This is a genomic window from Nitrococcus sp. (assembly GCF_059432795.1).
Genome location: NZ_JBXWZQ010000015.1, coordinates 1 through 17953 on the forward strand (window position 1 = coordinate 1; position 17953 = coordinate 17953).

Here is a 17953-nt window from a genome sequence, read left to right on the forward strand (position 1 = left end):
CGCGCAAGCGCCTCGTGCAATCGCGGCGTGTTGACCGTGAAGCCACGAATGGCCTTTTCAGCGAGCACACGGCTCGAGCGCGCCAACACATCTATGCTCTGGAGCAAATTATAAGCGATCAACGGCAGCATGACGTTGAGCTGAAAGTTCCCCGACTGTCCGGCCACGGTGATGCTCAGGTCGTTGCCGATGACCTGCGCGGCGACCATCGCCACCGCCTCGGGAATCACCGGATTGACTTTGCCCGGCATAATGCTGCTGCCGGGCTGCAGCGCGGGCAGCGTAATCTCACCGAGCCCGGCCAGCGGCCCGCTGTTCATCCACCGCAGGTCATTGGCGATCTTCATCAGGCTCACCGCCGCCCCCTTGAGCTGAGCGGAGAGCTCGACCGCCGCATCCTGGCTGCTCAGGCTCTCGAAGTGATTCGCGCTGACCCGAAAGGCGATACCGGTCTGCTCGCTGAGCAGCGCAGCCACTTGGGAACCGAGCTCGGGATGGGCATTGATGCCGGTTCCCACGGCGGTGCCGCCCTGCGCCAGGGCATGCACCCGCTCGAGCGCATTTTCGATCCGCTCACCGGCGTGGCGAATCTGCGCCGCCCAGCCGCCGATCTCCTGGCCGAGCGTAACCGGCATCGCATCCATCAAGTGCGTGCGCCCGGTGGTAGTGACGTCTGCGAGTTCCTTAGCGCGCGCCTCCAGCGCCCGCGCCAGCTCCGCGAGCGCCGGCAACAGGTTTTGCTCACACTCCAACGCGGCGCTCACATGAATGGCGGTGGGGATGACGTCGTTGCTGCTCTGCCCCAAATTCACATGATCGTTCGGATGCACCGCGATCCCGGCCCGCCGGGAGGCCAACCGCGCGATCACCTCATTGGCGTTCATGTTGGTGCTCGTGCCCGAGCCGGTTTGGAATACGTCCACGGGAAAGTGCGCATCGTATTCGCCCTGCGCCACCGCTTCCGCGGCATGGACGATGGCATCGGCAACGGGCTGGTCGAGCTCTCCGAGTCGGGCGTTGGCGCGGGCGGCGCTCGCCTTGATCAGCCCGAGGGCACGAATGAAAGCCCTCGGCAGACGCAGGCTGCTGATGGGGAAGTTCTCGACCGCCCGCTGGGTCTGCGCGCCGTAAAGGGCGTTCCCAGGGACTCGAAGCTCGCCCATGCTGTCCTTCTCGATTCGATAGTCCTGTTCGCTCATGCCCGCTCCTTCTGTGTTCGCTGCACGCCCGGAGTGGCTACACTCCGGGGTGCGGTCCTACCCTGGCGGGTATACAATACGTTGCTCGTTGACTGAACCTGTCGCTGCGACGACTACACTCTACCCCCAATTCCGGTCGATCACCCTGATACTCACGCCGAACGCATGGATTTAACCCGACTTACGGCCATCTCTCCTGTTGACGGCCGCTACGGCGAGAAAACCGCCTCGATGGCGGCGCTGGTGAGCGAATACGCGCTCCTGCGGCAGCGCCTCACGGTAGAGGTGCGCTGGCTCCAGGCGCTGGCCGCCGAGCCCGCGATCACGGAAGTCCCGGAACTCTCGCCGGAGGCACAGCGCTTTCTCGAGCGCATGATCGAAGACTTCGACCTTCCGGCCGCCGAGCGGATCAAGCACATCGAGGCCAGAATCAATCACGATGTGAAAGCGCTCGAGTACTTCCTCAAGGAACGCCTCGCCGAGCACCCCGAGCTGGCGGCAGTGCAAGAGTTCGCGCATTTTGCCTGCACGTCCGAGGATATTAACAATCTCGCCTACGCGCGCATGCTCAACGCGGTGCGCGAGCAAGTGCTGCAGCCAAGCCTCGATGCCCTTATCGAGCGACTGCGCGCGCTTGCGCACGCCTATGCCGGGGATGCCATGCTCGGGCGCACGCACGGGCAACCGGCCTCCCCGACCACACTGGGCAAGGAGCTGGCCAATGTCGTGCGCCGACTGGAGCGCCAGCGCAAGCAGCTGTCGAACACCCTGCCGGGCAAGATCAACGGCGCCGTGGGCAACTACAACGCTCATGTCTGCGCCTACCCGGAGGTCGATTGGCGCGCGCTCACGCGTCGCTATATCGAGGGGCTGGGGCTGGAATGGAATCCGTACACGACTCAAATCGAGCCCCACGACGGGATCGCCGAGTTCTTCGATGCCCTCGCTCGACTGAATACGGTATTGATCGATCTGGCGCGCGACATCTGGGGTTACATCGCGTGGGGCTACTTCAAACAGCGCCCGATCGAGAGCGAAGTGGGCTCTTCCACCATGCCGCACAAGGTCAACCCGATCGATTTCGAAAACGCCGAGGGCAACCTCGGGATCGCCAATGCGCTGCTCGGGCATCTGGCGCGCAAGCTGCCGATCTCGCGCTGGCAGCGCGACCTGACGGACTCCACGGCGCTGCGCAACGTCGGGGTCACCCTGGCCTATTCGCATATCGCCTACCAGGCGTTGTGCAAGGGGCTGGATAAGCTTGATGTCGACCGGGAGCGGTTGCGCGCCGATCTGGATGGCAACTGGGCGGTGCTTGCCGAGGCCATTCAGACGGTGATGCGCCGGCACGGCATCGAGGCACCCTATGAGCGTCTCAAGGCGTTGACCCGGGGACAACGCGTGGAACCGGCCGCCCTGCAGGCATTCCTGCGCGAGCTCAACCTGCCCGAGCCGGCGCGGCGGGAGCTGGCGAATTTGACACCCGCCACCTATATTGGACTCGCTGAGCGCCTGGCACGGGAGGTGTGACATGGCGGTGGGGAGGCTGCTAAGAGGCAGCTGGCTCGAGCTGGGGCACCTGGCGGCACCGGTGCGCCGATGGGTCTTCATCGAAGAGCAGGGCATTGCCGTTGAACTGGAGTGGGACAGCTTGGATCAGACCAGCCGCCATCTGGTCGTCGTGACCGATTACGATGCGCCAATCGGCACCGTACGGCTCACCCCGAACGCGCACATCGGTCGCATGGCGGTGCTCCCGGCCTGGCGCCGACGCGGCATCGGCAGGCAATTGCTCCAGGCCGCCCTGGAGGAAGCCGCAGAAGCCGGGATGCACACGGTGGCCTTAGCGGCGCAATTGCCTGTGATCGCATTCTACGAGAAGCTTCGGTTCGAACCTTACGGCGAGATTTTCCAGGACGTCGGCATACCGCATCGAATGATGCGACGCGCGCTTTCGGATCATGCGCCATGATCCGCGCTCAACGCCAAGCCGACTTGCGCTGAGTGATTCTCCCGACAGCCGATTCCCTTTCAGGCTTAAACGTCTGAAGCACGTATCCTATGGCCTCTTGCAAGGGACCCAAAGCGAATTGCTCACATGACTGACTCGACCTCGAACATCACTTTCCAAGACCTTGGCCTGCCGACGGCCGTGCTCGCCGCGCTCCGGGAAGTGGGCTATGAGACGCCCTCGCCCATACAGGCGCGCACCATCCCGCAGGTTCTCGCCGGCCGCGATGTGCTCGGCCAAGCACAGACGGGTACCGGCAAAACCGCCGCCTTCGCCCTACCCTTGCTCTCGCGGCTCGACTTGAGCCTGGCCGCGCCGCAGGTGCTCGTGTTGACGCCGACCCGGGAGCTGGCCATACAGGTCGCGGAAGCGTTCCAGCGCTATGCCGCTCACCTCAGCGGCTTCCATGTCCTTCCGCTCTACGGCGGTCAGGATTACCGGGGCCAGTTCCAGCAGCTCGCCCGCGGTGTCCATGTCGTCGTCGGCACGCCGGGGCGTGTCATGGATCACATGCGCCGCGGCACGTTGAAGCTCGAGGCGCTCGGTTGTCTGGTGCTCGATGAAGCGGACGAAATGCTGCGCATGGGCTTTATCGACGATGTCGAGTGGATCCTGGAGCAGATACCGACGAAGCGGCAAATCGCGCTTTTCTCCGCGACGTTGCCAGCGCAAATCCGGCGTATCGCGCAAAATCACCTGCGCGATCCCCAGGAGATTCGCATCGAGGTCCGCACCAAGACAGCGGCAACCATCCGCCAACGCTATTGGCTGCTCCACGCCAGTTACAAGCTCGATGCCCTGACCCGGATCCTGGAAGCCGAGCCATTGGACGGCATGATCGTCTTCGTGCGCACCCGGACCGCAACCGCCGAGCTCGCCGAGAAGCTCGAAGCCCGCGGCTACGCGGCGGCAGCGCTGAGCGGAGACATCGCGCAAAAGCGCCGCGAGCAGACCGTGCAGCAATTGAAAACCGGCAAGCTCGACATACTGGTGGCCACGGATGTCGCCGCCCGCGGCCTCGATGTGGATCGCATCAGTCACGTGATCAATTACGACATCCCCAATGATCCCGAAGCTTACGTGCACCGTATCGGGCGGACCGGCCGCGCCGGGCGTGCCGGCGAGGCGATCCTGTTCGTCGCCCCGCGCGAGCAGCGCATGCTGCGGATCATCGAGAATGCCACGCGGCAGAAGATTGCGCCCATGAGCCCGCCCAGCACGGAAGCGATCAACGACCGGCGCATCGCCCGTTTTCAGCAGAAGATCAGCGACGTCCTCGCCGCGCAGGATCTGGACCTATTTCGGGAGATGATCGAGGCCTATCAGCGCCGTCACGACGTGGCAACCATCGAGATCGCTGCCGCGTTGGCCAAGCTCCTCCAGGGTGATGTCCCGTTGCTGCCAGACGCCCCGCCCGAGCCCAAGGCGCTCGGCTCAGAGCGGCGTCGCTTGGCGCCACAGGCGCCACTTGGCAAGCCATCGCGCGCACGAACCCGCGCACCCGGTCGCGACCCGTCGGCGCCGCGAGTCAGCATGGCACGCTACCGCATCGAAGTCGGCCGCAGCCACGGCGCCAAGCCCGGAAACATTCTCGGCGCCATCGCCAATGAAGCCGGGCTCGATAGCCGCCACATCGGGCGCATCGACATTCATGATTGGCATAGCACCGTGGAGTTACCCGAAGGCATGCCGAATGCCGTGCGTCGGCATCTGCAGAAGACCCGCGTCGCGGGGCGGGCGTTGGCGCTCTCGCTCGACGATGCGCGCAATGCCGGCGCTCGGTCTTCCCAAGCAAACGCGGCCTTCAAGCCCACGCGCAAGGTGCGGGCCATTTGAAACCAGTCGCGGTTACGAATCCGCGCTGAAGCTCTCGATAATGTACCCGCCTGACTTCTCGTCATGCTGCAGGGTGAGGAGGCCCCGCGCCTGAGCCTCCTCCAGCAGCTGACCGAAGCTGCGGAAACCGTGATAACCCTCGCTGAAACCCGGCTTGCGACGCTTGATCGCCTGTTTGACCATCGAGCCCCAGACCTTGTCCTCCTCGCCCCGCTCCTTGAACAGATCCTCCGTGGTTTCCAACACCAAATCGAGCGCTCGCTGCTTTCGGCTCTCCTCCGGCTCGGCGGCGGCCTTCTTGTCGGGAGGCTTGGCGCCGGGCCGGCGTCGGCGCCGCTGCAGCTTGTCGGACTCACGCACCAGATCGTCGTAGTAAATGAACTCGTCGCAGTTGGAAATCAGCAGATCCGAAGCCGAGCTCTTGACCCCCACCCCGATCACCAGCTTGTTGTTCTCCCGCAGCTTGCTGACCAGCGGCGAGAAATCCGAGTCGCCGCTGACGATCACGAAGGCATCCACATGAGCCTTGGTGTAGCAAAGATCCAGGGCATCCACCACTAACCGGATATCCGCCGAATTCTTCCCCGACAAGCGCAGATGGGGTATCTCGATCAGCTCGAACGAGGCCTCGTGCATCGCCGGCTTGAACTCTTTGTACCGGTCCCAATCACAGTAGGCCTTCTTGACCACGATATTGCCCTTGAGCAAGAGACGCTCGAGCACCTTCTGGATATCGAACGCCGCGTACTTCGCGTCCCGCACTCCCAGAGCAACGTTCTCGAAGTCACAAAAAACGGCCATGTTGCGGGTGGGCGACGACTCGGACATGGTGTGTCCTTCGGCTGAGGCGCCAACCAAGCATTGCCTGCTGGCGGGAGCCTAATGGGCGAAACCGCGATGCACGTCACTCGACGCCCCGATCAGAAGCAGCAATTCGGCCGGGCGTTGCATGAGCGGGGAACGCGGATGGGAAAGGTCGGCATCCTATAACAAAAATCCTGCCTGAGAATTCCGCCGGGGGCCATTTATAAAACAGTGTAGCCATACGCTTGGCCGCCACAAACGGCCGATCGCAACGCGCCTTGCAGATTATTTCCGCAGGACGGACATGCTCTCCGCGCGTGCCGCGTGGGGAGTCACCCCGAAACGAGCTCAGGTCGCGCTGCCACGCACGGGCGAAGCGCCTCCTCCAGCACATCGGCCGCCCCCGGAAATCTTTCCGTCACACCTCAATAATACGTTTGTCATCTAACAAACCTAGGATGGTCGTCACTCGGCCAGAGGAAGGCGACAGAACCAGGCACCGCAGCTCTCCGACAACAATAACCCCACCTGCCCCGCGTTACCTCTCGTCGGCCAAGGACGGCTGGCGGGGGGATCTTTCTTGGTTTTGATGCGTGCCGCGGCCGGCGTTCGCTAACGGGAGCGCATCGCTTGTGATCTACCGCGATCGGCTCGCCGACCCTCGGTTTTCTGCCCCGTGCGACGGCCCTCGGTACCCGCATTCGGTGTCCGCGCCCCATCGCCATAGAGATAACAACAAGCGCTGTGGGTATCGCTGAATCGCGTGTCACCGGGATAAACCTCGCGACACTGGCGCATGGCCTGCGGACACCGGGGATGAAAGTGACAGCCCGCCGGCGGATCCGCCGGAGACGGCAAATCGCCGGCGAGGCGGATAATCTCGCGTTTCGACTGCGGGTCCACGGTCGGCACCGCCGCCAGCAGCGCGCGCGTATAGGGATGCCGCGGGGCACGCAAGACCTCCTCGACCGTCCCGCGCTCGACGATGCGCCCGAGATACATCACGGCCACCTCATGGGCCAGATACTCGACGACCGCCAGGTTGTGGGTGATGAAAAGATAGGAGAGCCCGAGCTGTTGCTGCAGTTCCTGGAGAAGATTCAGGATCTGCGCCTGCACCGAGACGTCCAGCGCGCTGGTCGGCTCGTCGCAGATAATGAGCTTGGGGTCCACAGCGAGCGCCCGCGCGATGCAGATTCGCTGCCGCTGCCCGCCCGAGAATTCATGCGGATAGCGCCGCATCACGCCCGCATCCAGCCCGACCTGCTCGAGCAGCGCGCCGATGCGCTCCCGGCGCGCCGACTGAGTGGCGCCGATGCGCTGCGCGAGCATGCCTTCCTCGAGGATATCCCCGATCATCATGCGCGGATTCATTGATGAATAGGGGTCCTGGAAAATGATCTGCAGCTCCTTGCGCCGGCGACGCAGCGCCCGGCTACCGAGCCGCGTCAGCTCCTCTCCGGCGAAGTTCACCCTCCCCACCGTGGGCCGCAGGAGCTGCAGGATTCCTTTGCCCACCGTGGTCTTGCCGCAGCCCGATTCTCCGACCAGCGCCAGTGTTCGCCCGGCCGGTATCGCAAGCGAGAGCCCATCGACCGCGCGTACGTAGCCCACCACGCGCTTGAACAGACCGGCATGAATCGGAAAGTGCACTTTGAGCGCCTCGACCCGCAGCAGCGCCTGCCCCGCCGGATCGGGCTCGCGCACGGCCGTCCCCTTGTCCGAACCGTCATCGAGCGCGTGCTCGGTCAGCGCCTCGCCGGCCTGGGCCGGATCATACAGATGACAGCGAACATGACGCCCGCGTTCGAATTCGAGCCAGCGTGGCGCAACCTCGCGGCAGGCGGACCAGGCGTAATCGCAGCGCTCCTCGAACCGGCAGGCTTTGAACTCGCGCGCCAGCGAGGGCACCGAGCCGCGAATGACGGCAAGCCGCGTTGCCCGCTTGCCGAGATTGGGCAGCGAGGCGAAGAGCTTGCGTGAGTAAGGATGCGCGGGCCGGGCGAAGAATGCGGCGGCCGGGGCCTGCTCCACCACGTGCCCCGCGTACATCACCGCCACGCGATCGGCCATCTCGGCGACCACCCCGAGATCGTGGGTGATCAGCACCATCGCCATGCCCGTGCGCTGCTGCAGGTCTCGCAGCAGCGCGAGAACCTGCGCCTGTATGGTCACATCGAGTGCCGTGGTCGGCTCGTCGGCAATCAGCAGCTCGGGCTCTCCGGCGAGCGCGATCGCAATCATTACCCGCTGCTTCATACCGCCGGAGAGCTGATGCGGATACTCCCGCATGCGCCGGGGCGGATCCGGGATCCCCACCGCATCGAGCAGCTCGAGCACGCGGTGTCTCAGGCCATCCGCGTGGTAACCGTTGGCGCGCCGGCGCAAGGTCTCGGCGATCTGCTCACCGACGCTCAACACCGGGTTGAGCGAGCTCTGGGGCTCTTGGAAGATCATCGCGAGCTGCCGGCCACGCACGCCGCGCATCGCCATTTCCGGCAGCGCCAGCAGGTTGCGGTTACCCAGCCGTACCTCGCCGGCCACGATGCGCGCTGCCGCCGGCAGCAAGCGCATCATGGACAGCGCGGTCATGGACTTGCCGCAGCCGGATTCACCGAGCAATGCAAACGTCTCGCCCCGCGAGACTCTGAAGTCGACGCCGTCCACCGCGCGCACCGTCCCGCCGGTGCTATCGAACCATGTCTTGAGGCCGCTCACCTCCAGCAACGGTTCGCTCATGTCGTCTCTCGTCGCAACCGCGGATCAAAGGCATCGCGCACCACATCGGCGAACAGATTGGCCGCGAGCACGAGCGCGAACATGAAAACGAACGCCGCAGCCAGCGACCACCACACCACCGGCTCTCGGGCGAGCTCCAGGCGGGCGCTGTTGATCATGTTGCCCCAGCTGTTGGTGGAGGGGTCCACGCCGATATTGATATAGGAGAGAACGGCCTCGGCCAGCACCAGGCCACTGAAGTCCAGCACGACCATGATCAACACGATATGCATCACGTTGGGCACCAGATGGCGCAGCATGATGTTGCCATGCCGCACGCCGAAGGCCGATGCCGCCTGCACGTAGTCCACCTCGCGCAGCTTCAGGACCTCGCCGCGCAGCAAACGGCAGAGATTTGTCCAGCTCGTGATGCCGAGGATGATGCAGAGAAAGAGCAGGCGCAGATCCGCGCGCTCCGTGACGCTGTTGAAGCTCTCGGGGTGATTTGCCATGTAGACCTGAATCATCAGGATGGCGGCCGCGATGAGCAGCACGCTCGGAATCGAGTTGAGGGTCGTGTAAAGGTACTGAACGATATCGTCGACCCAGCCGCGGAAATAACCCGCCGCCAGCCCCAACGCGATCGCGAAGGGCAGCATGACCAGCGTCGAGAGCGTGCCGATGATCAACCCCGTGCGTATGCTCTTGGTGGCCTCGTAGAGCACGTCCTGTCCCACCTTGTCCGTGCCGAGCACATGGTAGCTCGCGCTGAGCTCGATGAGCAGAAACACCAGCGCGATGAGCGCCGTGGCGGTCGCAATGAAGGTTCGCCACGGTACGCGGGTACGCCCGTGCCGCAGCCGCCGCAGGCTCTCGCGCCAGCTCGTGCCGGCGTGGCGCGCGAGTCCGCTGACCACTATCAGGCTCAGCACGAGGCTTGCGAGCGCCGCCTCGGCGAGTGCGCGCAGCGAGGTATGCAGGATATCCCCGGCACGCTGCGCCCGAGGCTCGTCCAGGTGCGCGCCGCCGTAGACGAGGCGCGGGTAACCCCGGACCTCGCGCCCGTCATCGAGCTCCATCGTCTCTTTGGCGTAGAGGTGAGTGGCAAATGGCGCGGAGTAGGTCTTCTCGGTGCGGCTGCGCAACGGCGTAACCCAATAATCGAACACGCTGATCACCTCGCCGTAGCCTCCGCCGTTCGCCTTGGAACGAAAATGCAGCGAGTCGGCGAGCGCGACCAGCAGGTAAGCGCCCAGCACGACCGCCGCGCCCATGGCGACCGGACTTTGCATGACCCGGCGCCACGGCGCGCGCAGGGGCTCACGTTGCCGCACCCGCAGCGCGTAAAGCAGGACCATCAGCACGAGCAGGTAAAGCAAAGCGTCAGTCCACAGCACCACCGGCATCGGTCAGTCCCCTGCATTGCGCGGCGTTACATCCGCCGCTTGCCGGTTGCCGGCGCTTTCGAGCGGCGCCGCCGAGCGCTGGATCGACGCACGGCCCATCACTGCAGCCGCACCCGAGGATCCACGACGGTGTAGGAGATATCGGTCAGCAGCAAGCCGACGATATAGAGCACGGAACCGAGGAAGACCATGGCGCGCACGATCGCGAAGTCCTGGCTGTTGATGGCGTCGATGGTGTAGCTGCCGAGGCCTGGAATGCCGAAGAAGGATTCGAGCAGCAGGCTGCCCATGAACAGCAAGGGCAGCACCGCGACGATCCCGGTGAGTATGGGTATCAAAGCGTTGCGCAGAGCGTGGCGGAAAAGCACCAGGCGCTCGGAGAGACCTTTCGCGCGCGCCGTGCGGATATAGTCCTTGCCGAGTTCCTCGAGAAAGATCGTGCGATACCAGCGCGTACCCATCCCAATACCGCTCACCACCCCCACCGCCACCGGCAGAATCAGAAATTTCCAAGCCTCGATGCCGTGCAGAAAACCCGAGATCGGTACGAGGTCGAAGATCTTGCCGATCAGGAACTGCCCTCCGATGATGTAGAAAAGGGTGGAAACGGACATCATCATCACACACAGCACGACCGCGGAGAGATCGAAGGAGGTGCCCCGGAAGAAGGCGATCAGCATCGCGAACGTAATATTCACCAGCAAGCCGATGAGCAACGTCGGAATTGCGATCGCAAGGCTTGGCCACATGCGCTGGCGAATGTCGTAGCCGATATCACGGCCGCGGTCGGAGCGACCGAAATCGAACACGAACAGCCGCACGGATTTGGCATAGAAGATGGTGTCCGTCAGTTTCCCGCCCCCCTGCGCGTCCTCGTTCCAAAGCAATGGCTTGTCGTAGCCGTATTCATGTTTCCATTGCTCGACCGCCGCCGGTGTGATGCGTTTCGCGCCAAGGTGCATGCGGGCCATGTCATCGGGGCTGTTGACGACAAAGAACAACATAAACGTGAGCAAATTCACACCGATGAGAATCGGCACCGCATAGAGCGTACGGCGTATGATGTAGGCAATCATAGCGCCGCGGCCCGCTCTCTTCGCCGATAGGCGACGATACCGGGCACCAGTCCCGCCACCACCAGCGCGAACACGGCGATCAAAGGCCAGATGACCGGCTGATTCCACGCCCGGCGGCGCGCGGCCCGCAACGCTGGGTCGACACGAATGTATTTGACGGTATTGTTCGCCATCGTGTTCGGCTTGAGGTTGTGATACCAACCATGGTGAAGCACGAAAAGCTCGGGATAAAAGCCCCACACCCACGGCGCATCGCGGCGGACGATGTGCACCATCCGATCGATGAGCTCCCGGCGCCTGGCACCGTCGTCCATGTTCTTCACGCGGGTGAACAGCCGGTCAAACTCCGCGTTGGAGTAGTTGGCGGGATTTTCACCGCCCCTGTCGACCTTGGCGTTGGGGCCGTAGAGCAGGAAAAGAAAGTTCTCCGGGTCCGGATAGTCGGCGACCCAGCCCCATTCGAAGATCTGTTCCGTACCCTTTTGCATCTTGTCCTGGAAGCGGTTGTAGTCCGTCGCCCGCACCACGAGCTGAATGCCGAGCTTTGCGAACTGCTTGCGAAACCAGTCCAGCCGGGATTTGCTGTCGGGGCCGGTGGCGGGGGTATCGAAATGCAGCACCAGCGGACCGCCGGTCTCGGGGTCACGCCCCCCCGGGTAGCCGGCTTGCGCCATCAGCCTCCGCGCCACCTCGATGGGTTTGCGCTGCGGCTTCCCGGCCACCAGATCGTAAACGTAGGGATTGTAGCCCCCTTCGCGGTGGCCGAAGATGCCCGGCGGGATCGGCCCTTGTGCTGCAATTCCCCGGCCGTTGGCAAAGATGGAAATGTACTCTTCGTAATCGACGGCAATGGAGATGGCCCGGCGCAGTTTGCGCGCGCGCTCGCTCTCACCACCCACCACGTCGTCGAGCATGTTGAAGCCCATGTAATAGATGGACGTGGTCACCGCGGTCTCGAGCCGGATGCCCTTATCGCGCATCGCCGCCGACACTTCCGGGCTGCCCTGACCGGAGAACTGTATGGCTTGATCGAAGCTGTCCGAGCCGACCCCCGAGGCATCGTAATAACCCTGCAGGAACTTGCTCCAGTAGGGAATGGATTCCTTCTCGAGACTGAATACGACTTTATCGACCAAAGGCAGCGGCTTTCCGGCGTCCCGCAGCAGCGCCGGGCGGGCATCGAGCGGCAAGCCGGAGCTTGGATAACGCTCACCATGGAAGTTGGGATTGCGCGTCAGCACCATGCGCAGATTGGGATCGTTCTGCGTGAGCATGAAGGGGCCGGTGCCCACGGGATACCAGTCCAGCGAAAGGTTGCGCTCCGCCATGCCGGGTTGCCTGTAGAAGCGGTCCGCCTCCCAAGGCACCGGCGCGAAGAACGGCATCGCCAACCAGAAACGAAACTGCGGGTACTTCCCTTTGATGGTAATCCGATACGTCGTGCGATCGACCACACGGGCCCCTTGCAGCGGATAATCCCGCAAATCGAGGAAGGCGCCCTCCCCCTGCTCGGCCTTGATCTCGTCATAGATCCCTTGCAGTTTTTCTGAGTACCGGTCAAGCCCCAGGATGTACTCTCTCATGAACCCGAGAATGGGCGATTGCAGTGCCGGGTGGGCGAGGCGCTTGATCTCGTAGACATAGTCCGCCGCGGTGAGCTCGCGCGTCCCCTCGTGCTCGAAATCGCGCAGCTCACGAATACCCTCGAGGTCCGAACGGCTCAATGCATGGTAGCGGTACTCGCCCTCGGCGTTGCGCGCAAAGGCGGGATGAGGTTGATAGCGAATCCCCGGCTGGATATGGATCTCGTAGGCGCTGTAGGCCACGTCGGCCTCCGATGCGTCCGCCGGCAGCTCCATGAACTGCGCATCGAGATATTGCGGCTCGGGGATTTCAGTCGCCGCGAGCGGCTCGAGCTCATAGGGCCGCTTGAGGTAATGATACTGCAGCGGCGGCTCGTAGATCTGGGAAATGAATTGCGATTCGTTGACGCTATACGAGCGCGCCGGGTCGAGATGCTTCGGCTGTTCCAAAAAGGCCGAATAAATGATGTTCTCGCCCGCCTGGCTCGCCGGATAGGGATCGTTCCAGGGCGCCAGACCGCAGCCGGCGAGCGTGAATAACAGCAAGGCGAGAGTGAAACCCCCGCCCCGTAGACGCGGCATTCGCCAAGCGGACCGTGCGGGAACCGTTCCAGGCCCTGCAGCACTATTGCGTGCGTTGCGCATCATGGATAGCGACATCGGCCAAGCCGTTGGCCAATGGAGTTGACGCCCTGATCCCGAAATCCAAATTGAAATACACTCGAGCGTTCCCGAAACGACACCGCCGTGCGGCGACGGCGATGCGTACCCATTGAGGCTCGCTTCGCGGTTCCGCATCATACCGTTCAGTGAATTGATTGCCCACGTCGGCGAAGCGGTCCACGCAACAGCAACTTTTGCCCCGGGCGCTTAGCATGGATGCCTCACTCGGTGTTGACAAGCACAGTGCCGGAGCCTGCCCCACCGCGAGGCCGCGATACCGAACAGCCCGTCGCCAAGTACCGCGGGACCCACCGATTACCCTCGCCCGTTACCGGCCCTCAAAGCCACCGACGATACCGCAAAACGCCCTACAATGTATGAACGAAGCGCGCCTATTCCGGCGCAAACGGACGAGCCCTCATGCCAGCCCTAGCCCTGCGTACTGGCATTGCAGAAGCCATGGCGCACCTTGGCGTGTTCGTCGCTTATTGCCTGGCCGTGCAGCTCGGCATGTATTTCGGCCTGCCGCAAGCGAAATTCAGCTTGGTGTGGCCGGTAACCGGCCTCGCCTTGGCTGTTGTCTATCTGCTGGGCTGGCGTTTCGTGGTAACGGTGGCGCTCGCGGCGTGCGCGGCTCACCTGCTGCTGGCGCACGTGGTGCTCGCCGCGGCGGCCGCGGCCATGGGTGCCGCGGTGGCCGCGGCTTTCGGTGCGTGGCTACTACACCGCAGCGGATTCCGGCCACGCTTCGAACGGATCGGCGACGTGCTGCGCTTCGTTGCTTTCGGCGCGCTCGTTAGCAGCGCGCTGAGTTCGCTGGTCGGCTCCGCGGTCATGTATGTTGCGGGCATGGCCCCGTGGCAAGGTTTTGTCACGCTGTGGTGGATGTGCTGGGTGGCCGACATGATGGGAATCCTTCTGGTCGGGCCGGTTCTCATAGCCTGGGCCATGGACCCCGGCCTCGCGCCCTCCCGCCGTTTGCGCGCCGAGCAAGCGGTGTTGCTCGCCAGCGTGGTCCTCGCCGCCTGGGTCGTCTATAGCGACGTGCTGCCCTCCGGGCTGGCCATGTCCAAACCCCTCTCCTACATCGTCTTTCCGCTGATGATCTGGGCGGCGGTGCGCTGCCGGCCGAAGGAGGCGGCGCTGCTGGTTCTCGTCTACGCCGCGATTGCCGTCGCCTACACCAACGCCGCGCATGGCCCGTTCGCCGGGTCGACGCTGCGTGAGAATTTTCTCTCCTTACACGCCCATCTCGGCATGCTGAGCCTGACCACGCTCCTGCTCGCGAGCGCGCTGGCCGAGCGCCGTGCGGCAGAACGTGCGGTGCGGGAGAGCGAGGCGAAGTACCGCCTGATGGTGGAGAACCAGACCGATCTGGTGGTAAAGACCGACCGTGAAGGCCTCGTTCTTTTCGCCAGCCCCACGGTCGCCGAGACTTTCGGCGAAACGCCCGAGCGCCTGATCGGCAAACCGTTTCGGCTGCTGATCCGCAGTGCCGACAAGGACGATCCCCAGAGCCCGTGGGGCCGGCTGTTCGCCCCGCCGTGGTGCTGCTACCTCGAGCAATCCGTGCAGACACCCCGTGGGCCGCGCTGGCTCGGCTGGGCCGCCAAAGCGGTGCTGACGGAGAACGGCTCGCCGGGCGCGGTGGTCGCGGTCGGCCGCGATGTCACGGAGCGTCGCCGTGCGGAGGAGGAGTCCCGGCAATACCTCGATGAGCTGGCTCACGTCGGACGGCTCAGCGCCATGGGCGAGATGGCGGCAGGCCTGGCCCATGAGCTGAACCAGCCGCTTTGCGCCATCACCACTTACTCCCAGGCCTGCACGCGACTGCTGGGAGCCGACGCCGACCCGGAGCTCGTCGGTGCCATGAAGCGCGTCGCCGCCAACGCGCAACGCGCCGGCGAGATCGTGCGCCATATGCGAAACTTCGTGCGCAAGGAGCCTCCCAGCCTCGGCCCGGCCGACCTCAATGCCCTGGTCAAGGACGTCCTGGAGCTGACCTCCGCTGAGCTCCGTCGCGGTCGCGTCAAGGTCGATGTGAGACTCCAGCCGGATCTTCCGGCGGTGGAGGCCGCCCGGATCCAGATTCATCAGGTGCTGGTCAATCTGATCCGCAACGCCGTCGAGGCGATGAGTGCCGACCACACCGCGCGGCGCCTGCTCATTCGGACAGCCGCCGACCGGAAAGGTTACGTGGAAGTGCTCGTCGCGGATACGGGTCCCGGTCTGCCGGCGGAGTTGCTGGACAGCGTCTTCGAGCCGTTCGTCACCGGCAAGGCCGACGGCATGGGTCTTGGGCTCTCGATCAGCCGATCGATCGTCGAGAACCACGGCGGACGCCTCCGTGCCGCGAACCGCGCGAATGGCGGCGCGGAGTTCCGCTTCTCCCTTCCCATCGCCTCCGAGGCCCGAGCCGAGGCGGGGTAGCGAATCATGAAACGCTCAGCGCATTTACCCGAAAGCACGCCGACCGTGTTCGTCGTGGACGATGAGGCGGATGTTCGGGATTCGGTCAGTCTGCTGATGCGTTCCGCCGGTCTCGCCGTCGAGACCTTCGCCACCGCCCATGAATTTCTTCAGGCCGGTGTCTGGCAACGCCCGGGTTGCCTCGTGCTCGACGTGCGCATGCCCGGCCTGAGCGGGCTGGCCGCCCAGCAGCAACTCCTGGAACGGGGCATCGCGCTGCCCGTTATCTTCATTTCGGGACACGGCGACATCGCCATGGCGGTACGGGCGGTGCGTGCCGGGGCGCTGGATTTCCTGGAGAAACCCTTCAGTGATCAGGCGCTGCTCGATTGCGTGCACAAGGCACTCGAGCTGGATGCCAGCAACCGCGAACACATCGCCGCCGCGGCGCGCCTCGAGCGCAATCTCAACCTGCTCACCCCGCGCGAATGGGAGGTCATGGCCCAACTGGTCGAGGGCAAGGTGAACAAGATCATTGCCAGGGAACTGCGTGTGAGCACCCGCACCGTCGAAATCCATCGCGCGCGAGTCCTGCACAAAATGGGGGTGAGCAACGTATCCCAGCTCGTACGCGTGGTACTCTCCAGCGAGCGCTACCGCAAGCGATTCATGTCCGGCTGAGGCGGCCAAGACCGCCCAACCAGGCAGCTCTGCCTTGCGGCCCGAGGCAAACCGATACGTAACACCACGTATTCGAAACGCCGCGATTTCCCAGCAAAGTACCCACACACAGCGCGCACCGGAGAATGCGGATGGACCGCGAGGACGTCAAACACTACTACGGCCAGGTGCTGTCCGGATCGCAGGATTTGCAGACCGATGCCTGTTGCACGCCGGATGCCGTGCCCACGGCACTGAAAGGAGCGTTGTCCGAGATACACCCGGAGATCCAGAGCCGCTACTACGGTTGCGGCTTGGTGGCTCCGGAAGTGCTGGAAGGCCTCAGTGTCCTGGATCTGGGCTGCGGCGCCGGGCGCGACTGTTACGTTCTCTCCCGCCTGGTGGGCGAGCGCGGTCGCGTGGTGGGCGTGGATATGACCGAGGAACAGCTTACCGTCGCCCGGCGGCACATCGACTTCCACACGCAACGCTACGGCTATGCGAAACCCAACGTGGAGTTTCTGCACGGGCATATAGAACGCCTGGACGAGATCGGCCTCGGCGACGGTTCCTTCGATTTGATCGTCTCCAACTGCGTATTGAACCTCTCGCCGGATAAGGGCGCCGTCCTGAGAGAGGCCTACCGGCTGCTCAAGCCGGGCGGGGAGATGTATTTCTCGGATGTCTACGCGGATCGGCGCATACCGCAAAGTCTCACCTGCGATCCGGTGCTCTACGGCGAATGCCTGAGCGGCGCCCTGTACTGGAACGATTTTCTCGCCCTGGCCCAAACCGCCGGCTTCCTGGATGCGCGTCTGGTGGAGGATCGGCCGGTGCGCCTGACCAATCCGCGCATTCAGGCCAGAATCGGCCACATCGCCTTTTATTCCGCCACGTACCGCCTTTTTCGCCTCGCCGGGCTGGAACCGGCCTGCGAGGACTACGGCCAGGCCGTGATTTACAAGGGCACGGTGGCCGAGCAGCCTCACCGCTTCCGACTGGACAAGCATCATGATATGGAGGCTGGTCGGGTCTTCCCGGTATGCGGCAACACCTATCGCATGCTGCGCCAGAGCCGCCTCGCGCCGCATTTCGAGTTCCTCGGCGAGGGACGGACCCACTACGGCATCTTCAGAGGCTGCGGCACCGCGATTCCGTTCGATCCGCAGGATGCGGCGGGCAATCGATCAGGCGAAGGCTGCTGCTGATCCCCTGTCCCAGTTCGAACCGGGGAGGGCCAGCGCGAAAAAGCCGACGGGGCTCGCGCTCCCGATGTGCCCGGGCGCAGCGGTGCGCGTCTGGGAAGCTTCCATCACCCCCGTTCATGGAATTTCCTGACGAACGTCCACTAACAGGGCGTTTATTTGCTGGGCGATAATTTGGGGATGGTCCTCCGGGGTGAAGTGACGCCCCCGTTCGATCCGATGCAGCGGAGCGGCCAGATCCTGCGCCAAACGCCGGCCGTATTTCAGTTTCTGAAATTGATCCGCCGCACCCCAGACGACGCGCGCCGGGACACGCAGATCCGGCAGCGCCTGCGCGACGGCCAGGGTATCGTGCACGTCGAGCGAGCGCACCTGCCGGATCA

The 17953-nt window shown here is 64.0% G+C and carries 13 protein-coding genes; 6 read left to right on the top strand and 7 right to left on the bottom strand.

Annotated elements, in window-relative coordinates:
• Positions 1-1199: class II fumarate hydratase (locus AC52Q4_RS01640; RefSeq protein ID WP_495535060.1), on the bottom strand; the 1199-nt coding region annotated here is incomplete at its 3' end.
• Positions 1200-1364: 165 nt separating this feature from the next.
• On the opposite strand from AC52Q4_RS01640, the gene purB reads away from it, so the two are divergent.
• The 3 genes from purB (at position 1365) to AC52Q4_RS01655 (ending at position 5046) form a co-directional block, all read left to right on the top strand.
• On the top strand, positions 1365-2729 hold the full coding sequence (gene purB / locus AC52Q4_RS01645; RefSeq protein WP_495535061.1) for an adenylosuccinate lyase: 1365 nt from the start codon (positions 1365-1367) through the stop codon (positions 2727-2729).
• 1 nt (position 2730) lies between these two features.
• Positions 2731-3171 carry a GNAT family N-acetyltransferase gene (locus AC52Q4_RS01650; protein WP_495535062.1) on the top strand — a complete coding sequence of 147 codons (441 nt, stop codon included), beginning with the start codon at positions 2731-2733 and terminating at the stop codon, positions 3169-3171.
• Between the two features lie 126 nt (positions 3172-3297).
• Positions 3298-5046: a DEAD/DEAH box helicase gene (locus tag AC52Q4_RS01655; protein WP_495535063.1), complete on the top strand. Its 1749-nt coding sequence runs from the start codon at positions 3298-3300 to the stop codon at positions 5044-5046.
• Positions 5047-5058: 12 nt separating this feature from the next.
• On the opposite strand, the gene AC52Q4_RS01660 is transcribed toward AC52Q4_RS01655, so the two are convergent.
• From AC52Q4_RS01660 to AC52Q4_RS01680, 5 genes are all read right to left on the bottom strand, one after another.
• A complete protein-coding gene (locus tag AC52Q4_RS01660) occupies positions 5059-5874 on the bottom strand; it encodes an NYN domain-containing protein (protein WP_495535064.1) in 816 nt (271 codons plus the stop codon).
• A gap of 588 nt (positions 5875-6462) precedes the next feature.
• The gene (locus AC52Q4_RS01665) at positions 6463-8589 is read right to left on the bottom strand and encodes an ABC transporter ATP-binding protein (RefSeq protein WP_495535065.1); all 2127 of its coding nucleotides are present in this window, start codon (positions 8587-8589) and stop codon (positions 6463-6465) included.
• Positions 8586-9974: an ABC transporter permease gene (locus AC52Q4_RS01670; protein WP_495535066.1), complete on the bottom strand. Its 1389-nt coding sequence runs from the start codon at positions 9972-9974 to the stop codon at positions 8586-8588. The genes AC52Q4_RS01665 and AC52Q4_RS01670 overlap by 4 nt, the downstream gene beginning before the upstream one ends.
• A gap of 98 nt (positions 9975-10072) precedes the next feature.
• Complete coding sequence (locus AC52Q4_RS01675; protein WP_495535067.1) at positions 10073-11050, bottom strand: ABC transporter permease; 978 nt, start codon at positions 11048-11050, stop codon at positions 10073-10075.
• Positions 11047-13215 (bottom strand): ABC transporter substrate-binding protein, encoded by a 2169-nt coding sequence (locus tag AC52Q4_RS01680; protein WP_495535068.1) that lies wholly within the window; start codon positions 13213-13215, stop codon positions 11047-11049. Before AC52Q4_RS01680 ends, AC52Q4_RS01675 begins: the two co-directional genes overlap by 4 nt.
• Before the next feature lie 501 nt (positions 13216-13716).
• Here AC52Q4_RS01680 and AC52Q4_RS01685 point away from each other — a divergent pair.
• From AC52Q4_RS01685 to AC52Q4_RS01695, 3 genes are all read left to right on the top strand, one after another.
• Positions 13717-15726, top strand: coding sequence for an MASE1 domain-containing protein (locus tag AC52Q4_RS01685; RefSeq protein WP_495535069.1), 2010 nt, complete (start codon positions 13717-13719; stop codon positions 15724-15726).
• A 6-nt stretch (positions 15727-15732) separates the two neighbouring features.
• Positions 15733-16386, top strand: a complete 654-nt coding sequence (locus AC52Q4_RS01690) for a response regulator transcription factor (protein ID WP_495535070.1) — start codon at positions 15733-15735, stop codon at positions 16384-16386.
• Between the two features lie 131 nt (positions 16387-16517).
• Entirely contained in the window at positions 16518-17573 is a 1056-nt protein-coding gene (locus AC52Q4_RS01695) for a methyltransferase domain-containing protein (protein WP_495535071.1), read from the top strand.
• A 114-nt stretch (positions 17574-17687) separates the two neighbouring features.
• Here the strand turns inward: AC52Q4_RS01695 and AC52Q4_RS01700 are convergent.
• Positions 17688-17953, bottom strand: a 266-nt coding sequence (locus AC52Q4_RS01700; protein ID WP_495535072.1) for an alpha/beta fold hydrolase, incomplete at its 5' end; no start/stop codon positions are given.

What these genes read in the sequence shown, in the direction of transcription:
- AC52Q4_RS01690 (WP_495535070.1), top strand. Translation starts at nt 15,733, where the DNA reads ATGAAACGCTCAGCGCATTTACCCGAAAGCACGCCGACCGTGTTCGTC.
- AC52Q4_RS01680 (WP_495535068.1), bottom strand. Translation starts at nt 13,215, where the DNA reads ATGCCGCGTCTACGGGGCGGGGGTTTCACTCTCGCCTTGCTGTTATTC.
- AC52Q4_RS01675 (WP_495535067.1), bottom strand. Translation starts at nt 11,050, where the DNA reads ATGATTGCCTACATCATACGCCGTACGCTCTATGCGGTGCCGATTCTC.
- AC52Q4_RS01650 (WP_495535062.1), top strand. Translation starts at nt 2,731, where the DNA reads ATGGCGGTGGGGAGGCTGCTAAGAGGCAGCTGGCTCGAGCTGGGGCAC.
- AC52Q4_RS01695 (WP_495535071.1), top strand. Translation starts at nt 16,518, where the DNA reads ATGGACCGCGAGGACGTCAAACACTACTACGGCCAGGTGCTGTCCGGA.
- AC52Q4_RS01655 (WP_495535063.1), top strand. Translation starts at nt 3,298, where the DNA reads ATGACTGACTCGACCTCGAACATCACTTTCCAAGACCTTGGCCTGCCG.
- purB (WP_495535061.1), top strand. Translation starts at nt 1,365, where the DNA reads ATGGATTTAACCCGACTTACGGCCATCTCTCCTGTTGACGGCCGCTAC.
- AC52Q4_RS01665 (WP_495535065.1), bottom strand. Translation starts at nt 8,589, where the DNA reads ATGAGCGAACCGTTGCTGGAGGTGAGCGGCCTCAAGACATGGTTCGAT.
- AC52Q4_RS01685 (WP_495535069.1), top strand. Translation starts at nt 13,717, where the DNA reads ATGCCAGCCCTAGCCCTGCGTACTGGCATTGCAGAAGCCATGGCGCAC.
- AC52Q4_RS01670 (WP_495535066.1), bottom strand. Translation starts at nt 9,974, where the DNA reads ATGCCGGTGGTGCTGTGGACTGACGCTTTGCTTTACCTGCTCGTGCTG.
- AC52Q4_RS01660 (WP_495535064.1), bottom strand. Translation starts at nt 5,874, where the DNA reads ATGTCCGAGTCGTCGCCCACCCGCAACATGGCCGTTTTTTGTGACTTC.